The organism is Mycobacterium sp., from assembly GCF_049647605.1.
Lineage (GTDB): Bacteria > Actinomycetota > Actinomycetes > Mycobacteriales > Mycobacteriaceae > Mycobacterium.
The window spans coordinates 1-19,529 of the sequence record NZ_JBARXZ010000039.1; the positions used below are offsets into that span (position 1 = coordinate 1).

A 19,529-nucleotide genomic window follows, 5' to 3' on the forward strand; every position below is an offset into this window, starting at 1 on the left:
AACGCCCACAACGCCGATCCCAAGCCCTACGTCTGGACGGCCACAGCCGAATCCATCCTCGCCAAAGTTCAACGCGCACGCACAAAACTCCAACAAGTAGTCAGCTAAAAATCAGACGGACCACTAGTGAAATCTCGCGGAACACCTTGCCGGAATCCCGGACCAGGCGCGGCAACAACAGATCCTGCTCGGAACGCGACAACGTGCTCAAGGGGACCGAGCGCAGGGTCGACTCCGACGGCAAGAAGGGGCGTCCCCGCAGGATCGAGGGCAGCAGCGGCGCCAGATGGTGCAACACCGACACCTGCGGAATCAACGGACCGGGCGGGATCGATGCCAACAACACCAGGGCGGCGGGCGAACGGGCGGCCGCCACCTTCTGTCCCAGCAGCCCGCCGAAGCTGTGCCCGATCACGATCGCCGGCTCGCCCAGGGCGTCGTAGGCCGACAGCGCGACGGCGTGACAATCTTCGATGCTGGTGCGCGCCAGCACGGTGTCGTCGGAGGGGTCACGGCCGGGCAAGGCAGGGGCGTGGCAGGTGTAGCCAGCAGCGGTGAAGTAGTCGAGCCACGGGCCGAACAGCGACGGGCGGCCGAAGAAGCTGTGCAGAAACAGGATCGGCGGGCTACCCATGAAAACCAGTATGCCCGCGACGAGCGAACCGGCTATCGGGAATCGGCCAGCGCCTGATGTGCGGCGTTGTATCCGGGGATGAAGGTGATGCCTGGGCCGCCATGGCATCCGGCGCCGCCGAGATACAGCCCTTCGATGGGCAGTGGATGGTCCACATAGCCACGGGTACCCGGCCGGTTGATACCGATCTGATCGGAGTGCAGCAGTCCATGGCAGTAGTCCCCGCCGGGGGCGCCGAACATGGTGCCCATGTGCTTGGGCGTGAAGGTGGTGTGTCGGCTGATCAGGCTCTCGAAGTTGGGCGCGATGCGGGTGATCTTGTCGATCACCGCCTGCCCCATGGCGGCCTTGGCGTCTCCGTAGTTGCCGGACAGCGGAAACCACAGCGCAAACGCCGACGCCGCGTGTTTGCCCTCGGGTGCCAGCGCCGGATCGTGGACCGAGGGAATCTGCAGGGCGATCGCCGGATCGGCGGGCACCACTCCGCGGCGGCTGGCCTCCCATTGCTCCTGCAGTTCCTCGGGAGTGCTGAACAGCCCGATCGCCGACTGCATGGCGGGGTCGTTGAGCAGTTCGTACGGTTCGACGAACTCCGGGATGCCGTCCAGGGCGAAGTGCATCTGCAGATAGCTGCCGCGGTGATCGATCCGGGCGAACCGGTCGCGCACCTCGCCGGGCAGCGCCCCGGCGTCGACGAGTCCGTTGACGGTCAGGTCGGGGGCCAGGCTGGAGATGACGATCGGTGCCGTCAGCGTCGACCCGTCCTCCAGTCGAACCCCGCGAGTCCGGCCGTCGGCGACCAGGATCTGGTCGACCCGGCTGCGCAACCGCACCTGTCCGCCTGCCGATTCCAATAATTCCCGCAGGTGGGTGGTGAGCGCGCCGATACCGCCACGCAGCTTTTTCATCAGCGTGGCGTTGGCGTCGGGAATTGCAAGTCCGTAGGCCAGTGCGGCGGCGCTGCCTGGGGTCTGCGGCCCCCGGTAGGTGGTGTTGACGGCCAGGAAGGCCAGCATGCCGCGGAGTGCGCCGTGCTTCTCCTTGTCCGGCAGGTAGCGGTCCAGGATGTCGGAGACGGAGGCGAACAGCAGATCGTTGATGCCGGCACGTTCAAAGTCGTTGGTGGCGCAGGCGTACATCTGGTCGAAGGTCTTGGGTGGCGCTCCGGCGTCGAAGCGGCCGAGCGCTCGGGTGGGAGCCAGGCTCCAGGCCATCAGGCCGGCCATGCCGTTGACGGCCTCGGCGCCGTGTACCTCGTTGAGGTGCGTCATCAGCTGCATCGGGTCGGTGTAGTAGATGACGGGCGGGTCGCCGATACCGCGCAGCGATACCGACATGACGTCGAGGTCGACGGTGGGCAGGGTGTCGAGTCCGAGTTCCTGGCTGACGGTCAGCGAGGTGGGGAATTGCAGGGAGCCGGCTATCTCGAACTGGTAGCCGCCGTCGTCTTCTCGGAACAGTTCGACCGTCGAGGCCATGCCGCCGGCATAGAGCTTGGCGTCCAGGCAGACCGTGTGCAGTCCGGCCTGCGTCAGGATGGCCGCTGCTGTCAGGCCGTTGTGTCCGGCGCCGACGACGATCGCGTCGAAGGTGTCGTCCGAATGGGACCTCGAATCGGGCATGGCAGCCCTCCTTCACTCGCAAGTTTTGTCAATTATGACGAAACTAGGTCGTGGACGATGCCGGTTTCGAGAGAAGACAGCGCGGTTTGGCACAGCCGGGAGAGTTCGGGGAGGGACCGGTCCTCACCGACCATCCAGAGCTCCATGGCGCTGAACACCGCCGCGGCGATGCACCTTGCGGCCACCGTGAGATGCAGCCGACGATCCCCGGAGGGCTCGGCGCCGTCGGGCTGGATGCGCGTCAGATGTGCCTCTACGGCAATCGCAAAATCTGCTTCTACCTGCCTGATGTTGCGAACGATGCGCTCGGTGTCCAGTTCGTCGGCGCGCAAGCCGGCGATCTTGGTGACCGCGTCGGCGTCGTACGGGAAGGCGTCGATGGCGGCGGTAACCGCTGCCAGCACCGGTTCCCCGGCCGGGCGTGCCGCCAGCGCCGCCCGGAACCACTGCAGTCCCGCGTCGAAGTCGGAGAACAGCAAATCGTGTTTGGAGGTGAAATGCCGATAGAACGTGCGCAGTGAGACGCCGGCGTCAGCCGCGATCTGTTCGGCCGATGTCGCCTCCACTCCCTGGGCGAGGAACCGCACCAGCGCAGCCTGTCGCAAAGCCTCGCGGGTGCGCTCGCTACGCACTGTTTGTGCAGGTCGGACCATTGGTCTCACGCTACCGGAGGTGGCTTCGATGGCACATTTGCCGGAACTCGGCAAAATTATGGGTCGCGTAAGTGGCCCTTTATCAGCTAGCGTCCACTATTGCGAGCTGGGTGTCCCCTGTAGGGTCCCCAGCAGGGGAGTGTCATGTGTGAACACGAAAACGTCTGAAGTTGAAGTCGCGGCGACCGCTGAGTCGTGAGCGCAAGGTCGTAAACACAGAGTCGTAAGCACAGATTGGCTGGAAAACAACTGATGAAATTCTTCTCGAAGATGCGTGGCAACTGGGCTCGTCGCCTCACCGTCGCGGCGGTGGCCTCGGCAGCCCTTCCCGGACTGCTCGGTGTCACCGGGCAGACCGCCACTGCGGGAGCCTTCTCCCGTCCCGGTCTTCCGGTGGAGTACCTGATGGTGCCCTCGCCGTCGATGGGCAGGGACATCAAGGTGCAGTTCCAGAGCGGCGGGCCGAACTCACCGGCCGTGTATCTGCTCGACGGTCTGCGCGCCCAGGAGGACTTCAACGGCTGGGACATCAACACCCAGGCTTTCGAGTGGTACCTCGATTCGGGTCTGTCGATCGTGATGCCGGTCGGCGGACAGTCGAGCTTCTACGCCGATTGGTACGCCCCGGCCCGCAACAAGGGGCCCACGCAGACGTACAAGTGGGAGACCTTCCTGACCTCGGAGCTGCCGAGCTGGCTGGCCGCCAACCGTGAGGTGCGTGCCACCAACAACGCTGCGATCGGTCTGTCGATGGCCGGCTCGGCCTCGCTGATCCTGGCGACGTACCACCCGAACCAGTTCACCTATGCCAGCTCGATGTCGGGCTTCCTGAACCCCTCCGAAGGCTGGTGGCCGTTCCTGATCAACATCTCCATGGGTGACGCCGGTGGCTTCAGTGCCGACGACATGTGGGGCCGGACCGAAGACCCGAACAGTGGCTGGAAGCGCAACGACCCGATGTTGCAGATCCCCACGCTCGTCGCCAACAACACCCGCATCTGGATCTACTGCGGTAACGGCCAGCCCAACGAGCTCGGCGGCGGCGACCTGCCCGCCACCTTCCTGGAGGGCCTGACCATCCGCACCAACGAGACCTTCCGCGACAACTACATCGCGGCCGGCGGCAACAACGGTGTCTTCAACTTCCCGAACAACGGCACGCACAACTGGGCGTACTGGGGCCGGGAGCTGCAGGCCATGAAGCCGGACCTGCAGGCACATCTGCTCGGCTGATTCACCCGAACTGATCGTGGAATCCCCCGACATCCAGAACATGGATGTCGGGGGATTTTGCATGTGCGGAGTCGGTACGCCGGTTACGTTCACTCAGACGCCAGGTGCGATCAACCGAGGTGTCACGATGCCGTCGGTTGCTCATCGGAAGGTACGTCCATGACATCTGCCTCGACCCCACGACGTTTGTTCAGAGCATGCGGTGCGCTCGGTGTCTCGACAGCGGTGGTGGTCGCGATGGCGGCGTGCTCACCGCCGGAGAAAGACAGCGGCGGTGAGCAGCGCACCGAATCCGGCGTCGACGCCGCAGCTGCCACGTCGGCGGCGGATTTCGGCGGAATGGAGGGCCTGATCGAGGCCGCCAAGGCCGAGGGCGAACTCAATGTCATTGCGCTGCCGCCGGATTGGGCCAACTATGGCGCCCTCATCAGCGCCTTCGGCGACAAATACGGCATCAAGGTCAACTCGGCGCAGCCCGACGCGTCCAGCCAGGACGAGATCAACGCCGCCAACCAGCAGAAGGGCCGCAGCACTGCGCCCGACGTGTTCGACCTCGGGCAGTCCGTGGCGCTGGCCAACACCGCGATGTTCGCGCCGTATCAGGTCGAGACCTTCGATTCGATCCCGGCGGAGCTCAAGGACAGCGACGGTCGGTGGGTCAACGATTACGGCGGCTACATGTCGATCGGTTTCGACTCCGCCAAGGTGCCCCCGATCGCAAGCGTCGACGACCTACTCAAGCCCGAGTACCAGGGCAAGGTGGCACTCAACGGTGACCCGACGCAGGCCGGAGCGGCGTTCTCGGGTGTGGTGATGGTGGCGATCTCGCAGGGCGGCTCCGCCGACGACGTCGCCCCCGGCGTGGAGTTCTTCCGCAAGCTCAACGAGGCGGGCAACTTCCTGCCCGTCGACCCGACCCCGGCCACCATCGAATCCGGGCAGACGCCGGTGGTGATCGACTGGAATTACCTCAATGCCAACGAGACCAAGAAGCTGCCGAGCTGGCAGACCGTGGTGCCCGACGATGCCGCCGTCGCCGGCTACTACTACCAGGCCATCAACAAGGACGCCCCGCACCCGGCGGCCGCACGGCTGTGGCAGGAGTTCCTCTACAGCGACGAAGGCCAGAACCTCTACGCCGAGGGTGGGGTGCGCCCGGTGCGCGCCGACGCCATGATCCAAGCCGGGACCATCGACGCCGAGGCCGCGCGGCAGCTGCCTGCCATCGATGGCCCGACCACCATCCTGACCCAGGAACAGACGGCCACGGCCTCGAAGTACCTGGCCGAGAACTGGGCCGCCGCGGTCGGCTGACATGTCGTCGCCTCACCGGCAGGTTCTGCGGCAGTTGGGTCACGGGCTGCCGCTGCTGCCGTTCTTCGCGTTTGTCGGGGTCTTTCTGATCGTCCCGACGGCGACGGTCATCGTCAGTGCTTTCATCGACGACGACGGCTTCACGACCGATCGGGTGGTTGCGCTGTTCTCGCCGACAGCGTTGTCCGCGTTGTGGCGCAGCCTGCTGTTGTCGGGCAGCACCGCGGTGATCGGAGCGGTGTTGGGGGCGCTGCTGGCGTGGCTGATCGTGGCCCGCCCGGCAACGTCGGCGTTCCGGAGGGCGGCGCTGTCGCTGTGCAGTGTGCTGGCCCAGTTCGGCGGGGTGGCATTGGCGTTTGCGTTCCTGGCGACCATCGGGCTCAACGGAGTGCTGACGGTGTGGCTGGTGGATCTCTTCGGCTGGAACCTCGCCGGTGGCGGTTGGTTGTACGGCCTGAGTGGACTCATCCTCGTCTACACCTACTTTCAGATTCCGCTGATGGTCATCGTGTTCCTTCCCGCGCTCGAGGGGTTGCGAGAGCAGTGGCGTGAGGCCGCAATCAGTTTGGGGGCCTCGACCTGGCAGTACTGGCGCGAGGTTGCGGTGCCGCTATTGGCGCCGGCGTTCTTGGGTGCGGTGCTGCTGTTGTTCGCCAACGCTTTTGCCGCCTATGCCACCGCCGCGGCGCTGGTCAGCCAGGGCAGCCCGATCCTGCCCCTGTTGATCCGGGCGTCACTGACCAGTGAGGTGGTGCTGGGGCAGTCCGGGTTCGCCTACGCCTTGGCGCTGGAGATGATCGTTGTGGTGGCCATCGTGATGACGGCTTACAACTTGCTGGTGCGACGTACCTCGCGGTGGTTGCGATGAATACCGGCAAGGCTTTTCGCGGTGGGCTCTGGGTGTTGTTCGGCTTGTTCTTTCTGTTCCCGCTGTACGCCATGGCGGACTTCTCCACCCGAAATCTCATGCAGGGTGGGCGAACACTGCAGGCGTGGCAGAACCTGATCTCCGACGACGCTCTTTTCGATTCGATCATCACCTCGCTGCTGTTGGCGGTGTTCACCGTGGCGGTGATGTTGGCGCTGCTGTTGCCGACGATGATCTGGGTGCGGCTGCGGGCGCCGTGGGCCAAGTGGCTGGTCGAGTTTCTGTGCCTGCTGCCGTTGACGATTCCGGCATTGGTGATCGTGGTGGGCCTGCGCAACGTCTACCTGTGGGTCACCTACTTCTTGGGAGAATCGGCGTTGACGTTGACGTTTGTCTACGTCGTTGTGGTGCTGCCGTTTGCCTACCGTGCGCTCGACGGGGCGCTGTCGTCGATCGATCTGCAGACTCTCTCCGAAGCGGCCCGCTCACTGGGGGCCGGCTGGTTCTCCACGATCACCCGGGTGATCGTGCCGAATGTGTGGTCGGGGGTGTTGTCGGCGTCGTTCATCTCGATCGCAGTGGTCCTCGGTGAATACACCATCGCATCGTTGACCGGCTACAACACCTTGCAGGTGCAGATCGTGGCGATCGGCAAGAGCGACGGCCCCACCTCGGTGGCGGCCTCGCTGGCGGTGTTGTTGTTCGGTTTTGTGCTGCTACTCGCGCTGTCCTTCGTCGGGAGACGTAAGCGCCGCGCGCCGTCAGGAGGAACATGAGATCGGGTCGAGAGCAAGGCGTGGCGGTCGACTTGTTCGACCTGACCCGCACGTACGGATCGGTGCAGGCGCTCGACGGGCTGACCCTGCATCTGGAGCCCGGTGAGATGGTGGCGCTGCTGGGGCCGTCGGGCTGCGGGAAGACCACCGCGCTGCGGATTCTGGCCGGCCTCGATGAGCCGACGACGGGAACGGTCGCCGTTGGTGGCCACGACATCACCAAGGCGCCGGCCAACAAACGTGACATGGGCATGGTGTTTCAGGCGTACAGCTTGTTCCCACACCTGACGGTCGTCGACAACATCGCTTTTGGCCTCAAGCTGCGTGGAAAAGCCAAGCAGCACAGAGTTTCTCGTGCCATGGAAATGCTGGAGCTGGTCGGGCTGACCGATCATGCCCATAAATTTGCCAACCAGCTCTCGGGCGGCCAGCAGCAGCGGGTGGCGTTGGCGCGGGCGCTGGCCATCGAACCCAGGGTGCTGCTGCTCGACGAGCCGCTGTCGGCGCTGGATGCCAAGGTCCGGGTGCAGCTGCGTGAGGAGATCCGGCGGGTCCAGCTCGAGGTCGGGACCACCACCTTGTTTGTCACCCATGATCAAGAGGAGGCCCTGGCGGTCGCGGACCGGGTCGGGGTGATGAGCCACGGCAAGCTCGAGCAGATCGCCGCGCCGGCACAGCTGTACACCAACCCGGCCACCCCGTTCGTCGCTGAATTCGTGGGCCTCAACAACAAGGTGACCGCACAGGTGGACGGCGGCACTGCCAGGGTGTTGGGCACGAGCATGCCCGCGCTGGCCGGTTCCGTCGGCGCCGGCAGAGGGATGGCGATGGTGCGGCCCGAATCGGTGACCGTGCGACCGGATTCCGAGGGTACGTCGGCGGTGACGGCGGTGGCTTTCCTGGGGCCGGTGTCACGGGTCAGCACCACGCTGGCCGACGGCGCGCTTGTTGTCGCCCAAATGCCCAGCTCGGCGGCCCAGCAGTTCAGTCCGGGTGACCGGGTGACGGTGGGCGTGGATGCGGTGCCGGTGCTGGTGGTGGCTGATTGAGCGAGGCCCTCTCTCGTCGACCGGGCTAGCCGAGTTTGAGCCCGGCCCTCTCCCCGGCTCGTCCCTCCCCGGCTCGTCGACCGGGCTAGCCGAGTCCCGAGCACTCGTAGAACTCGTGGATGTGCCGGGTGACGGCCAGGGTGGCCTCGTCGACCTCGGAGCGTTCGATGGCGTCGACCACCTGGTGGTGTTCCCGGCGCAGCTTGTCGATCAGTGTCGGCCAGTCCCGGATCTGGGGGACGGCGGCCAGTACGTAGCTTTCGATCGAGCCGCGCAGCGACGCCATCATCTGGGCCACCACCGCATTGCCGGACAGGGCGGCGATCGCGACGTGCAGATCCGCGTCCAGCCGGAGGAACTCGTGGACGTCGATATCCGGATCGTCCATCTGGGCGAGCAGTTGTCGTACGTCGTCCAGCGGCGCGTCGGGGATGGCTGCTGCGCGCGACACCGACCAGGATTCGAGCAGCACCCGGGTTTCGACCACCTGGGCGACGGGGAAGGCGCGGGTTGCCACGTGCAGGCGCAGTGCCGCGTCCAGCGGTGCCGCCGGCTCGGCGATCAGGATGGCGCCGGCGTCCTGGCCGGAGCCGACGGACCGGCGTACCACTCCCATGGCGGCCAGCACCTGTAGGGCTTCGCGGACCGAACCACGGGACACGTTGAGCTGCTCGGCCAATCCACGTTCGCCGGGCAGCCTCATACCGACCAGGAGTTCCCCGGTCTCGAGCTGCTGCTCGATGAACCGCAGGACGATCTCGGTGGCACGCACGTGGCGAACTGTACCGGCGCCGATTGAGCTTGCGCGGGTTCGGGTAATTGTTGCAACGATGTCTTCTGTGGATCTGCTCTTCGATGACTGGCTGCCGAAACAACGCTGGTATGCCGGCCGTAATCGCACCTTGATCTCGGCGCGGCCGGGGGCGGTGACATCGCTGCGGGATGACCTGGACCTGGTGCTGCTCGACGCGGTGTACGCCGACGGACCCGGTGAGCGCTACCAGGTGCTGGTGGTGTGGGATTCCGAGGTGCTGGCCGGTGTCGATGCCGTCACGATCGGAGTTGCCGGGGGCCGTACCGGGTACGACGGGCTGCACGACCCGGCGGCGGCGTCCTGGCTGCTGTCGCTGATCGATTCGTCGGCCCGATGCGGCGATGTCACCTTCGTGCGGGAACCGCAGGCGCAGTTGCCCGTCGAGGCCACCGCGAAGGTGTCCTCGGCCGAGCAGAGCAACACCAGCGTCATCTTCGGTGATCAGGCGATGTTCAAGGCGTTTCGGCGCGTCAGCCCCGGGATCAATCCTGATATCGAGATCAACCGGGTATTGGGCCGGGTGGGCAACCCGAATGTGGCTCGGCTGCTCGGGGCCTACGAGACGGTGTGGGATGGCCGGCCGTGCCCGCTGGGCATGGTCACCGATTTTGCGGCCGGCGCCGTCGAGGGCTGGGATATGGCGACGTCGAGTTCGCACGCGTTGTACGGCGGTGAGGCCGGGGCCGACCTGACCGACGAAACCTACCTGCTGGGTGCGGCGGTGGCCTCGGTGCATCGGGCATTGTCGGATGAACTCGGTTGCGCTACAGCTGAATTCCCGGTCGACATCGCGTTGGGCCGGTTGGCGGCCGCGGTAGCGCAAGTGCCGGATCTGGCGCCGTACACCGGGGCCGTTGAGAGCCGGTTCCGCGAGCTGGCCGGGGTGCCGATGACGGTGCAACGGATGCATGGAGATCTGCATCTGGGCCAGGTGCTGCGGACGCCGCAGGGCTGGCTACTGATCGACTTCGAAGGTGAGCCCGGTGCCCCGCTGGAGGAGCGGCGCCGGCCGGACTCACCGATCCGCGACGTCGCCGGCATGCTGCGGTCGTACGAATACGCGGCATATCAGCCGTTGGTGGGAACGGGGTTCGCCGAGGATGCGCTCGCGATGGCACAGGCCTGGATCGAGGGCAACCGCACCGCGTTCTGCCGCGGTTACGCGACCGGGACCGGCACCGATCCGGAAGAGCAGTCGGCCCTGCTGGCCGCCTATGAATTGGACAAGGCGGTGTACGAGGCGGCTTACGAGGCCCGCTACCGGCCGGACTGGCTGCCGATCCCACTGCGGTCGATCGCGACGCTGACATCTGGGTGATCTGAGGCCGCGCGCGCTTATGATCGCGCTATGCATGCTTCGGTGACTGTCCACATGAATGCCCCGGCCGATGAGGTGTGGAATCTTGTCTCCGATGTCCGCAATACCGGCCGGTTCTCGCCGGAGGTGTTCGAATCCGAATGGCTGGATGGCGCGTCCGGCCCGACCGTGGGGGCCAAGTTCCGCGGTCATGTCCGCCGCAACGAGATCGGGCCGGTGTACTGGACCACCTGTCGGGTGACTGCGTGTGAACCGGGCCGGGAGTTCGGGTTCGAAGTGCTCGTCGGTGACAGGTCGGTCAACAATTGGCATTACGCGTTTGCCCCGGCTCCCGGTGGGGGCACCGATGTCACGGAGTCGTTTCGGATGACGGAGTCGATACTGGCGACGGTGTTCGGCGTTCTCGGCGGCCAACTGCGGACCCGGCGCAACAAACGCGATATGACGACCACTCTCAACCGGATCAAGGCCGAAGTGGAGAAATCTTCCTAGAGAACGGTTTCCGTGCAGTAGGTGCGCTTGGGTGAGGGATACGGCCACACGTACTGATTGCCCAGATTGGGGCAGGCCTGCTGGTCGTGGACGTCGAGTCGTTGGTTGACCTGCACCAGTACTCCGCGCCCGGGATCTATCGCGGTGTTCTTGCAATCGGCGAGTTGCAGGGCGCCGACGGGCATCAGCATCAGATAGCAGTGTTCGGCAACAAGATTGGGCACCAGACACAGGGTTGCCGTCATCTCGTCGGCGACATCGACGGCGAAGCGCTGGTATTCCAGGCTCGGGCAGGCGCCGGCGGCCGTGGTGGTGGCGCCGATGGTGTAGCTCGGATCTTCGATGCAGGACGCGCGTTTCGCCCGCACCTCGTTGGGCTTCGATGAGGGCACCACCACGCAGTCGCCGACGGCGAAGTTGCGGGCGTGCTGGTCGTCGAATGCGACGCGGGCCCGGTGCAGTGCGCTGACCCCGACAACGGAGGCCGCGACGACCATGACGGTCACACCGAGTGCAACGAGGCTGCGCTCCTGGCGTCGCAGGCGGGGCGTCATGCGTTGAAGGTACTCAGACCGCGCCGCAATTGTCTCCCGATCCCACTACACGCGAGCGCGCGTGTTTGGTCGGTGACACGCCGACATTTGTGGACAAAAGTGCGCGCTCGCTGGTGTTACTGGTGTGGCGAAAGTGGGGTAGACGTGCACTCTAGACGTGCAGTAGTGACCAATGTCACACTTTCGGGCGAGGGGGTAGCCATGGCCACAACTGTTCTTCCGGGGATCGCACACCGCCGAAACGGGGTGGCACCGCCCGCGATGCCGCTGGCCGACATCGACCTCGGCTCGCTGAAGTTCTGGGCGCTCGATGATGACGTCCGCGATGGCGCGTTTGCCACCCTGCGCCGCGAATCCCCCATCACGTTCTTCGAGGTGCCCAAAATCGAGGGGTTTCCCGCCGGCCCCGGCCACTGGGCGCTGGCGTCGTACGACGACGTCCACCACGCGAGCCGGCACCCGGAGATCTTCAGCTCCGTTCCCACCAGCACGTCGCTCATCGACACCGCGGTGGAACTCGCCGAGTTCCTGGGCTCGATGATCAACCTCGACGACCCCCGGCATCAGCGGCTGCGGTCCATCGTCAACCGCGCTTTCACTCCCAAGGTGGTGGGCCGGATCGAACAGAGCGTGCACGACCGGGCGCGCGCGTTGGTCGGTGACATGATTCGCGACCATCCGGACGGACAGGCCGATTTTGTCACTGCGGTGGCCGGGCCGCTGCCGCTGCAGATCATCTGCGACATGATGGGCATCCCGGCACAAGACGAGCCGCAGATCTTTCACTGGACCTCGGTGCTGCTCGGCGTCGGCGATCCGGAAGTGGCCCACGACTTCGACGAAATCGTCTGTGTGGCGTCCGATCTCGCCGCGTACGGAGTCGCCTTGGCCGAGGACCGGCGGGCGCATCCGGCCGATGATCTGGCAACCAATCTGGTACAGGCGGAAGTCGACGGAGAACGGCTCACCTCAGCGGAGATCGCATCGTTTTTCATCCTGCTGTCGGCGGCCGGCAACGAGACCACCCGCAACGCCATCAGCCACGGCATGGTGGCGCTGTCGCGGTATCCCGAACAACGCCAGGCCTGGTGGGACGACTTCGACGGTGTCGCCGCCACCGCGGTGGAGGAGATCGTCCGGTGGGCCTCGCCGATCATCTTCATGCGACGCAACCTGACCCAGGATGTCGAGATGCGGGGCGTCTCGATGAAAGCCGGCGACAAGGTGTCCCTGTGGTACGCCTCGGCGAACCGGGACGAACACAAGTTCGTCGACCCTTGGATGTTCGACGTGCGGCGGGACCCGAACCCGCAGGTCGGGTTCGGCGGTGGCGGCGCCCACTTCTGCCTGGGCGCCAATCTGGCGCGCCGCGAGATCCGGGTCGCCTTCGAGGAACTGCACCGGATGGTCCCCGATATCGTTGCTGTTCAAGAGCCGGCGATTCTGCAGTCGGCGTTTGTGCACGGCATCAAACGGCTGCCGGTGGCGTGGAGCCCACCGGCCTGACAGGTGGCCAGACGCCCGGTTTTGTACGTTAGGGGGCGGTGTGTCGGGTATCGGCACTCGCGCTGAAAGGAACCAGTGGCGTTTCACATCCACCGTGCCGAGCGGACCGATCTGCTCGCCGATGGGCTCGGGGTACTGCTGTCCACACCGCTGCCCGACCCTTTTGCCGAGGATCTTGTGCTGGTCCCGGCGCGCGGTGTCGAGCGCTGGCTGAGCCAGCGGCTGTCGCACGTGCTGGGCCGCAGCACCGGCCAGGACGGGGTCTGCGCGGGTGTGGTGTTCAGGTCGCCGCGGACGTTGATAGCCGAGATCACCGGCACCGCCGACCAAGACCCGTGGGCACCCGACGTGCTGGTGTGGCCGTTGCTCGATGTGATCGACACCCAACTCGACGAACCCTGGTGCGCGACCCTGGCCGCCCACCTGGGGCACTTCGCCTCCGGCGAGGAAGCGACCCTGCGCAAGGGACGCCGCTACGCCACCGCCCGCCGGCTGGCCGGGTTGTTCGCCTCCTACGCCGCGCAACGGCCCCGAATGCTGGCGGACTGGGCCGACGGCGCCGATACCGACGGTGCCGGAGCCGTCCTGGACCCGGACTTGAGCTGGCAGCCGCAGCTGTGGCGGGCCGTGACACAGCGGGTGTCGGCCATCAGCCCTGCACTACGCCACGAACAGGCCCTGACCCGGCTGCGTACCGCCCCGGCCGAACTGCCCGAGCGGCTGTCACTGTTCGGCCATACCCGGCTCTCGGCCACCGACATCGACCTCCTCGAAGCCCTGTCGACCCATCACGATCTGCATCTGTGGCTACCCCACGCCAGCGATGCGCTGTGGCGAGACTTCACCGGCACCCGGGGGGCGATCCCACGGGCCGACGACAACTCTCACCTGAACGCGGCGCATCCGATCCTGACGACGCTGGGCCGCGACGTGCGCGAGCTGCGCCGCAGTCTGCCCGCCGCCACCCACGATGACCACATCGGTGGTGCCCGGCCGCGGCCGGACACCCTGCTGGGATGGTTGCAGTCCGACATCGCGGCCAATGCGGTCAGTGCCGACGGCCGGTCCCTGTCCGACGAGGATCGGTCGGTGCAGGTGCACAGCTGTCACAGCCCGGGCCGTCAGATCGACGTGCTGCGTGACGTCCTGCTCGGTCTGCTGGCCGACGACCCGTCGCTGGAGCCACGCGACATCCTGGTGATGTGCCCGGACATCGAGAACTACGCGCCGCTGATCGTCGCCGGGTTCGGCCTCGGCGAGGTGGTCGGTGACCGCCACCCGGCGCACCGGCTCCGGGTGAAGCTGGCCGACCGGGCACTGGTGCAGACCAACCCGCTGCTGGGGGTGGCGGCCCAGGTGCTGGCCCTGGCCGACGGGCGCGCCACCGCAAGCGCGGTGCTCAACCTCGCCGAAGCTGCGCCGGTACGCGCCCGATTCAGGTTCACCGACGATGACCTCGAATCGATCACCGCGTGGGTGCGTGATGCCGGGATCCGTTGGGGGATAGACAAGGAGCACCGCAAGCGGTTCGGGTTGGACAACTACGTCCAGAACACCTGGCGGTTCGGGATCGATCGGGTGCTGGCCGGGGTGGCGATGTCCGACGACGCGCAGGCCTGGCTGGACACCACCCTCCCCCTCGACGATGTGGGCAGCAACAAGGTGGAGTTGGCGGGCCGACTGGCGGAGTTCGTCGACCGGCTGGCCGCGGTGATCGACGCCTTGGCGGGTACCGGGCCGCTGCGTGACTGGATCGGCACTCTGCGTGACGGGGTGGGCCTGTTGACCCGCGCCGACGGCAGCGACGGCTGGCAGACCGGTCAGCTCGACCGTGAGTTCACCGAGATCATCGCCAACGCCGGCCGCTTCGAATCGACACCGTTGCAGCTCAGCGATATTCGGGCGCTACTGGATCGCCAGTTGGCCGGCCGGCCGACTCGGGCGAATTTCCGCACCGGCACCTTGACGGTCTGCACCATGGTTCCGATGCGCTCGATTCCGCACCGGGTGGTGTGCCTGGTCGGACTCGATGACGGCGTGTTCCCGAGGATCGACCTCGCCGACGGGGACGATGTGCTGGCGCGCCGCCCGATGACCGGCGAGCGCGACGTCCGGTCCGAGGATCGCCAGTTGTTTCTGGACGCGGTGATGTCGGCGACGGAGAAACTGGTGATCACCTACACCGGCGCCGACGAACACAGTGGGCATCGCCGTCCGCCGGCGGTGCCGCTGGCCGAGGTTCTCGACGTCCTCGACCAAACCACCGGGGCCGGCGTCCGGCACCGGGTTGTGGTGGAACATCCGTTGCAGCCCTTTGATATTCGTAATGTCACTCCGGGCGGGCTGGGTGTTCCGACACCCTTCACCTTCGATCCGACGGTGCTGACTGCCGCCCGGGCCGCCGCCGGGGAGCAGGTCGACACACCGCCGTTCCCCCAAGGCCCGCTGCTGGCTGCGCCGGACGGCGATGTGGCCCTGGGTGATCTCATCGCCTTCGTGAAGAACCCGGTGCGCGGGTTCTTCCGCACGCTGGAGATGGCACTGCCGCGTGAGGAGGAGGTGCTCTCCGACGCGATGCCGATCGAACTGGACGGCCTGCAGAAGTGGCAGGTGGGTGAGCAGATGCTGTCGGATCTGCGGCGCGGCAAGGATCGCAATTGGGTGCTCAACGCCGAATGGCGGCGCGGCACCCTCCCGCCGGGTCAGCTCGGCTGGCGGCTGGCCAAAGAGATTCGTGATCAGGCCGACGTACTCGCCCAGGCTGAGGCGCCGTACCGGGCGGTCACGCCGGTGGCGGTGGATGTTGATGTCGCACTCGGCGGTAACCGGCGGCTGGCCGGCACGGTGACCCCGGTGCATGGTGCCTCCGTGGTGACCACGACGTTCTCCCGTCTCGATGGGCGGCATCTGCTGGAGCCCTGGGTGCGGATCCTGGCGTTGGCCGTCGCGCAGCCCGCTGTCGATTGGTCCGCGGTCTGCATCGGCCGCAGTGGCGAGGGGGTGCTGACCCGCGTCCTCGGGCTCCCGCCGGATCCCGCCGAGGTTCTGAAAGATCTTGTGGCACTGTATGACGCCGGCTGTCGTGAGCCGCTGCCGCTGCCGATCAAGACGTCGTATGCGTGGGCGGAGAACCGGTCCCGTGGTCGTGATCCCTGGCAGGCGGCGGGCCGGACGTGGCGCAGCAAGTACGGTGGCGATCAGGATGAGGCGGCCAATGTGCGGGTATGGGGTGGCCCGCCCGCGCCGTTCGAATCATTGCTGACTCCGCCCCGCCCGGGTGAGGAGATGCCGGGTGAGGACACCCGGCTGGGCGCGTTCGCGGCCCGTCTCTGGCTACCGTTGTTGCAGGCCGAACGGAGGCGGGGCCGATGATCGGGCGTTTCGATCTGCTCGGAGAGTTGCCGTCTCCGGGTTCGACGACCGTGCTCGAGGCCAGCGCGGGCACCGGCAAGACATTTGTGCTTGCCGGACTGGTCACCCGCTACCTCGCAGAGGGGCACGCCACCCTCGATGACATGCTTCTCATCACGTTCAGTCGCGCCGCGACCGCCGAACTGCGCGAACGTGTCCGCGACCAGATCGTGGCGGCAGTAGGGGCGTTCGAGACGTGCGGGGAGGCGCCGACACCAGACAACGAGCTGATCGCTCACCTGCTGCGAGGCGCCGAGCCCGAACGGCAGCAGCGGCATATCAGACTGCGGGATGCGTTGGCGCAGTTCGATTCCGCTACCATCGCCACCACCCACGAGTTCTGCGCGCTGGTGTTGAAATCGCTGGGCGTCGCCGGTGACAGCGACGCCGGGGTGAGGTTGGTCGAGGATCTCGGAGACCTGGTCGGAGAGATTGTCGACGATGTCTACCTACGCCGGTTCGGCGGACAGGCAGCGGTGCCGGCGTTCGACCGGGCCGACGCACTGCGGCTGGCCACCGAGGTGGTGGACAAAGCGGGCACCGAATTACGGCCCACCACACCGAAGTCCGGATCGATCGCCGAGGTTCGGCTGGAATTTGCCCGGGAAGTGTTGGAAGAGCTGGAAATCCGGAAGCGTCGGCTGGGCATCCTGCACTTCGACGATCTGCTGTCGCGGCTGGCCGAGGCGCTGGAACCCGAGGATTCACCGGCGCGCGAGCGGATGCGGCGCCGCTGGCGGATCGTGATGATCGACGAATTCCAGGACACCGATCCGGTGCAATGGCAGGTGGTCGACCGGGCGTTCCGCGGGTATGCCACCTTGATCCTGATCGGTGATCCCAAGCAGGCCATCTATGCGTTCCGCGGTGGCGATATCGACGCCTACCTCGATGCGTCGCGCACCGCGGGAACAAAATTCACGTTGGCGACCAACTGGCGCAGCGACAGTCATCTGGTCGCCGGTGTGCAGACGGTGCTTTCCGGTGCGGAATTGGGCAGCCCGGAGATCGTCGTCCACGAGGTGGACGCGGCGAATCAGGGCAGCAGGTTGTCGGGAACGCCCAGTAGTGCGCCGTTCCGGCTGCGGGTGGTGAGTCGAGCCACGCTGGGATACTCACGTAACAAGGACATCCCGATCGACGAGGCGCGCAAGCATATTGTGGCCGACATGGCAGCCGATATTGCGGCGACGCTGGTCTCCGGCGCCACGTTCGACGGCCGGCCCCTGTGTGCCGGGGATATCGCGGTGATCGTGGAAAGCCACGCCGATGCCCGCCGCTGTCACGGTGCCCTCACCGAGATCGGGGTGCCCGCCGTGTACACCGGAGACTCCAACATCTTCTCCTCGGAAGCCGCCGGAGAATGGCTCACGCTGCTCACCGCGTTCGATCAGACCCACCGCAGCGGGTTGGTCCGCGCCGCCGCGGTCACGTCGTTCTTCGGTTGCGCGATCGAAGACCTGGCCCGTGGTGACGACGCGTTGACCGATGAGGTCGCCGATGTGTTGCGCCAGTGGGCAGATCATGCCCGGGAGCGCAGTGTGGCGGCGGTGTTCGAGGCCGCCAATGTCGCCGGGATGAGCAAGCGGGTACTCGCCCGCCGCGGCGGGCAACGCCTGATGACCGATCTGGCACATGTCTGTGAGCTGCTGCTCGATGTGGCCCACGAGCAGCGTCTCGGGGTTCCGGCGCTGCGCGATTGGCTGCGGGAGCGCTGCGTCGAAGCACAGTCCGGGGCCCGCGGCGCCGAACGGAACCGGCGTCTCGACAGCGACGCCGCCGGCGTACAGATCATGACTGTGTGGGCCAGCAAGGGGCTGCAGTTCCCGATCGTGTACCTGCCGTTCCACTTCAACCGTTATGTCGGCACTCCGGATGTGGTGGCCTACCACGACGAGCGGGGCCGGAGGTGTCTGCACATCGGCGGTCAGACCGCCGAGGATTTCTATGACGCGGCCGATGCCGCACGTGCCGAGGAGACGCAGGAACGGCTGCGGTTGGCCTATGTTGCCCTCACCCGGGCACAGTCGCAGGTCGTGGCGTGGTGGGCACCCACCCGCGATGAGGTCAATGCCGGGTTGTCCCGGCTGTTACGTGGGCGCCGACGCGGGGATGCCGACGTGCCGGATGCGTGTCGGCGGGGAATCTCCGATGACGACGCCCGGCAGTGTTTTGCCGAATGGTCTGCCGAAGGCGGTCCCGCCGTGGAGGATTCGGTGGTGGTGACGGCGCCTGCGATTCCGTCCACCGAGTTGCCCACCGGTCTGGCGGTACGGCACTTCCATCGTGGCATCGACACCGGCTGGCGGCGCACCTCGTATTCGGCGTTGATCCGGGCGGGCGCCGGTCCTGAGGTGCCCGGCGTCGGCAGTGAACCCGAGAACGGCCCGAAAGACGATGAGGTAGAGGATATCCCGGTGACGCCCGGAGCTGCCGGTGCCGGAGCCGACGTCATCTCACCCATGGATACCCTGCCCGGTGGCACCGCGTTCGGCTCCCTGGTGCACGCGGTGCTCGAGACCGCCGACCCGGCCGCTGCCGACCTCGCAGGTGAGTTCGTCGCCGAGGTCGGTGAACACAGTGCGTGGTGGCCGGTCGAGGCTGCGCCGGAAGATATTGCGGTGGCTCTGGTCGCCGTCCACGGCACCCCGCTGGGGCCGTTGGCGCCGGGTGCCACTCTGCGGGACGTGGCCATGACCGACCGGCTGTGTGAGTTGGACTTCGAGATCCCCTTGGCCGGTGGCGATTTTGGTGATGCGGCAGTGGAATCGACGCTGTCGGATGTCGGAGAGCTGTTGCGGCGGCATCTGCCCACCGATGACCCGCTGGTGACGTACTCCTCGAGGCTGCGGGAGTCCGGGCTGGGCGCGCAGACGCTGCGGGGCTATCTGACCGGATCGATCGATGCCGTGTTGCGGATCCGGGACGCCGACGGGCCCCGGTACCTGGTGGTCGACTACAAGACGAACCGGTTGGGTGAGCCCGGGCGGGTTCTGACCGCCGCCGACTATGCACCGAAGCAGTTGGCGCAGGCCATGCTGCATTCCGACTATCCGCTGCAGGCGTTGTTGTACTGCGTTGTGCTGCACAGGTTTTTGCGGTGGCGCCAGCCCGGCTACCGGCCCCAACAGCACCTCGGCGGGGTGCAGTATCTGTTTCTGCGCGGGATGTGCGGACCGCAGACCCCGCTGTTCGACGGACATCCGGCCGGGGTGTTCAGTTGGCAGCCCCCGGCCGACCTGGTGGTGGCGATATCGGATCTGCTGGACAGGGGACCGTCGTGAC

General features: G+C 66.4%; 15 protein-coding genes. 10 read left to right on the forward strand and 5 right to left on the reverse strand.

Translation table 11 applies throughout. The features are described from left to right. Positions 1-100: 100 nt before the first annotated feature. From WBB07_RS05430 to WBB07_RS05440, 3 genes are read right to left on the reverse strand one after another with little or no spacing between them, the layout of a single operon-like run. Positions 101-634, reverse strand: coding sequence for an alpha/beta hydrolase (locus WBB07_RS05430; protein ID WP_526305502.1), 534 nt, complete (start codon positions 632-634; stop codon positions 101-103). Positions 635-666: 32 nt separating this feature from the next. Next, the gene (locus WBB07_RS05435) at positions 667-2,256 is read right to left on the reverse strand and encodes a phytoene desaturase family protein (RefSeq protein WP_526305504.1); all 1,590 of its coding nucleotides are present in this window, start codon (positions 2,254-2,256) and stop codon (positions 667-669) included. 32 nt (positions 2,257-2,288) lie between these two features. Beyond that, complete coding sequence (locus tag WBB07_RS05440) at positions 2,289-2,909, reverse strand: TetR family transcriptional regulator (protein ID WP_526305505.1); 621 nt, start codon at positions 2,907-2,909, stop codon at positions 2,289-2,291. 252 nt (positions 2,910-3,161) lie between these two features. Here WBB07_RS05440 and WBB07_RS05445 point away from each other — a divergent pair, with 252 nt between their 5' ends. From WBB07_RS05445 to WBB07_RS05465, 5 genes are all read left to right on the forward strand, one after another. Next, on the forward strand, positions 3,162-4,142 hold the full coding sequence (locus WBB07_RS05445; RefSeq protein ID WP_526305507.1) for an alpha/beta hydrolase: 981 nt from the start codon (positions 3,162-3,164) through the stop codon (positions 4,140-4,142). A 159-nt stretch (positions 4,143-4,301) separates the two neighbouring features. Beyond that, the gene (locus WBB07_RS05450) at positions 4,302-5,456 is read left to right on the forward strand and encodes an ABC transporter substrate-binding protein (protein WP_526305509.1); all 1,155 of its coding nucleotides are present in this window, start codon (positions 4,302-4,304) and stop codon (positions 5,454-5,456) included. A gap of 1 nt (position 5,457) precedes the next feature. Further along, entirely contained in the window at positions 5,458-6,324 is an 867-nt protein-coding gene (locus WBB07_RS05455) for an ABC transporter permease (RefSeq protein WP_526305511.1), read from the forward strand. Continuing rightward, a complete protein-coding gene (locus WBB07_RS05460; RefSeq protein WP_526305513.1) occupies positions 6,321-7,100 on the forward strand; it encodes an ABC transporter permease in 780 nt (259 codons plus the stop codon). Before WBB07_RS05455 ends, WBB07_RS05460 begins: the two co-directional genes overlap by 4 nt. After that, on the forward strand, positions 7,097-8,149 hold the full coding sequence (locus WBB07_RS05465; protein WP_526305515.1) for an ABC transporter ATP-binding protein: 1,053 nt from the start codon (positions 7,097-7,099) through the stop codon (positions 8,147-8,149). The genes WBB07_RS05460 and WBB07_RS05465 overlap by 4 nt, the downstream gene beginning before the upstream one ends. An 85-nt stretch (positions 8,150-8,234) precedes the next feature. Here WBB07_RS05465 and WBB07_RS05470 read toward each other — a convergent pair whose 3' ends face one another. Then, the gene (locus tag WBB07_RS05470) at positions 8,235-8,921 is read right to left on the reverse strand and encodes a FadR/GntR family transcriptional regulator (RefSeq protein WP_526305517.1); all 687 of its coding nucleotides are present in this window, start codon (positions 8,919-8,921) and stop codon (positions 8,235-8,237) included. Between the two features lie 67 nt (positions 8,922-8,988). Between WBB07_RS05470 and WBB07_RS05475 the strand changes: the two genes are divergently transcribed. Beyond that, a complete protein-coding gene (locus WBB07_RS05475) occupies positions 8,989-10,281 on the forward strand; it encodes a maltokinase N-terminal cap-like domain-containing protein (protein ID WP_526305563.1) in 1,293 nt (430 codons plus the stop codon). Positions 10,282-10,311: 30 nt separating this feature from the next. Then, positions 10,312-10,773: an SRPBCC family protein gene (locus tag WBB07_RS05480; RefSeq protein ID WP_526305519.1), complete on the forward strand. Its 462-nt coding sequence runs from the start codon at positions 10,312-10,314 to the stop codon at positions 10,771-10,773. On the opposite strand, the gene WBB07_RS05485 is transcribed toward WBB07_RS05480, so the two are convergent. Continuing rightward, positions 10,770-11,327, reverse strand: a complete 558-nt coding sequence (locus WBB07_RS05485; RefSeq protein ID WP_526305521.1) for a hypothetical protein — start codon at positions 11,325-11,327, stop codon at positions 10,770-10,772. The two genes, WBB07_RS05480 and WBB07_RS05485, sit on opposite strands and share 4 nt — an antisense overlap. Before the next feature lie 201 nt (positions 11,328-11,528). Here WBB07_RS05485 and WBB07_RS05490 point away from each other — a divergent pair, with 201 nt between their 5' ends. The 3 genes from WBB07_RS05490 (at position 11,529) to WBB07_RS05500 (ending at position 19,528) form a co-directional block, all read left to right on the forward strand. After that, positions 11,529-12,833: a cytochrome P450 gene (locus WBB07_RS05490; RefSeq protein WP_526305523.1), complete on the forward strand. Its 1,305-nt coding sequence runs from the start codon at positions 11,529-11,531 to the stop codon at positions 12,831-12,833. A 75-nt stretch (positions 12,834-12,908) separates the two neighbouring features. Beyond that, positions 12,909-16,205, forward strand: a complete 3,297-nt coding sequence (gene recC / locus WBB07_RS05495; RefSeq protein ID WP_526305525.1) for an exodeoxyribonuclease V subunit gamma — start codon at positions 12,909-12,911, stop codon at positions 16,203-16,205. Further along, positions 16,205-19,528 (forward strand): UvrD-helicase domain-containing protein, encoded by a 3,324-nt coding sequence (locus WBB07_RS05500; protein WP_526305565.1) that lies wholly within the window; start codon positions 16,205-16,207, stop codon positions 19,526-19,528. Before recC ends, WBB07_RS05500 begins: the two co-directional genes overlap by 1 nt. Position 19,529 lies beyond the last annotated feature (1 nt).

Coding starts and splice junctions, on each gene's coding strand:
- WBB07_RS05430 (WP_526305502.1), bottom strand. CDS start 634: ATGGGTAGCCCGCCGATCCTGTTTCTGCACAGCTTCTTCGGCCGCCCG.
- WBB07_RS05435 (WP_526305504.1), bottom strand. CDS start 2,256: ATGCCCGATTCGAGGTCCCATTCGGACGACACCTTCGACGCGATCGTC.
- WBB07_RS05440 (WP_526305505.1), bottom strand. CDS start 2,909: ATGGTCCGACCTGCACAAACAGTGCGTAGCGAGCGCACCCGCGAGGCT.
- WBB07_RS05445 (WP_526305507.1), top strand. CDS start 3,162: ATGAAATTCTTCTCGAAGATGCGTGGCAACTGGGCTCGTCGCCTCACC.
- WBB07_RS05450 (WP_526305509.1), top strand. CDS start 4,302: ATGACATCTGCCTCGACCCCACGACGTTTGTTCAGAGCATGCGGTGCG.
- WBB07_RS05455 (WP_526305511.1), top strand. CDS start 5,458: ATGTCGTCGCCTCACCGGCAGGTTCTGCGGCAGTTGGGTCACGGGCTG.
- WBB07_RS05460 (WP_526305513.1), top strand. CDS start 6,321: ATGAATACCGGCAAGGCTTTTCGCGGTGGGCTCTGGGTGTTGTTCGGC.
- WBB07_RS05465 (WP_526305515.1), top strand. CDS start 7,097: ATGAGATCGGGTCGAGAGCAAGGCGTGGCGGTCGACTTGTTCGACCTG.
- WBB07_RS05480 (WP_526305519.1), top strand. CDS start 10,312: ATGCATGCTTCGGTGACTGTCCACATGAATGCCCCGGCCGATGAGGTG.
- WBB07_RS05485 (WP_526305521.1), bottom strand. CDS start 11,327: ATGACGCCCCGCCTGCGACGCCAGGAGCGCAGCCTCGTTGCACTCGGT.
- WBB07_RS05490 (WP_526305523.1), top strand. CDS start 11,529: ATGGCCACAACTGTTCTTCCGGGGATCGCACACCGCCGAAACGGGGTG.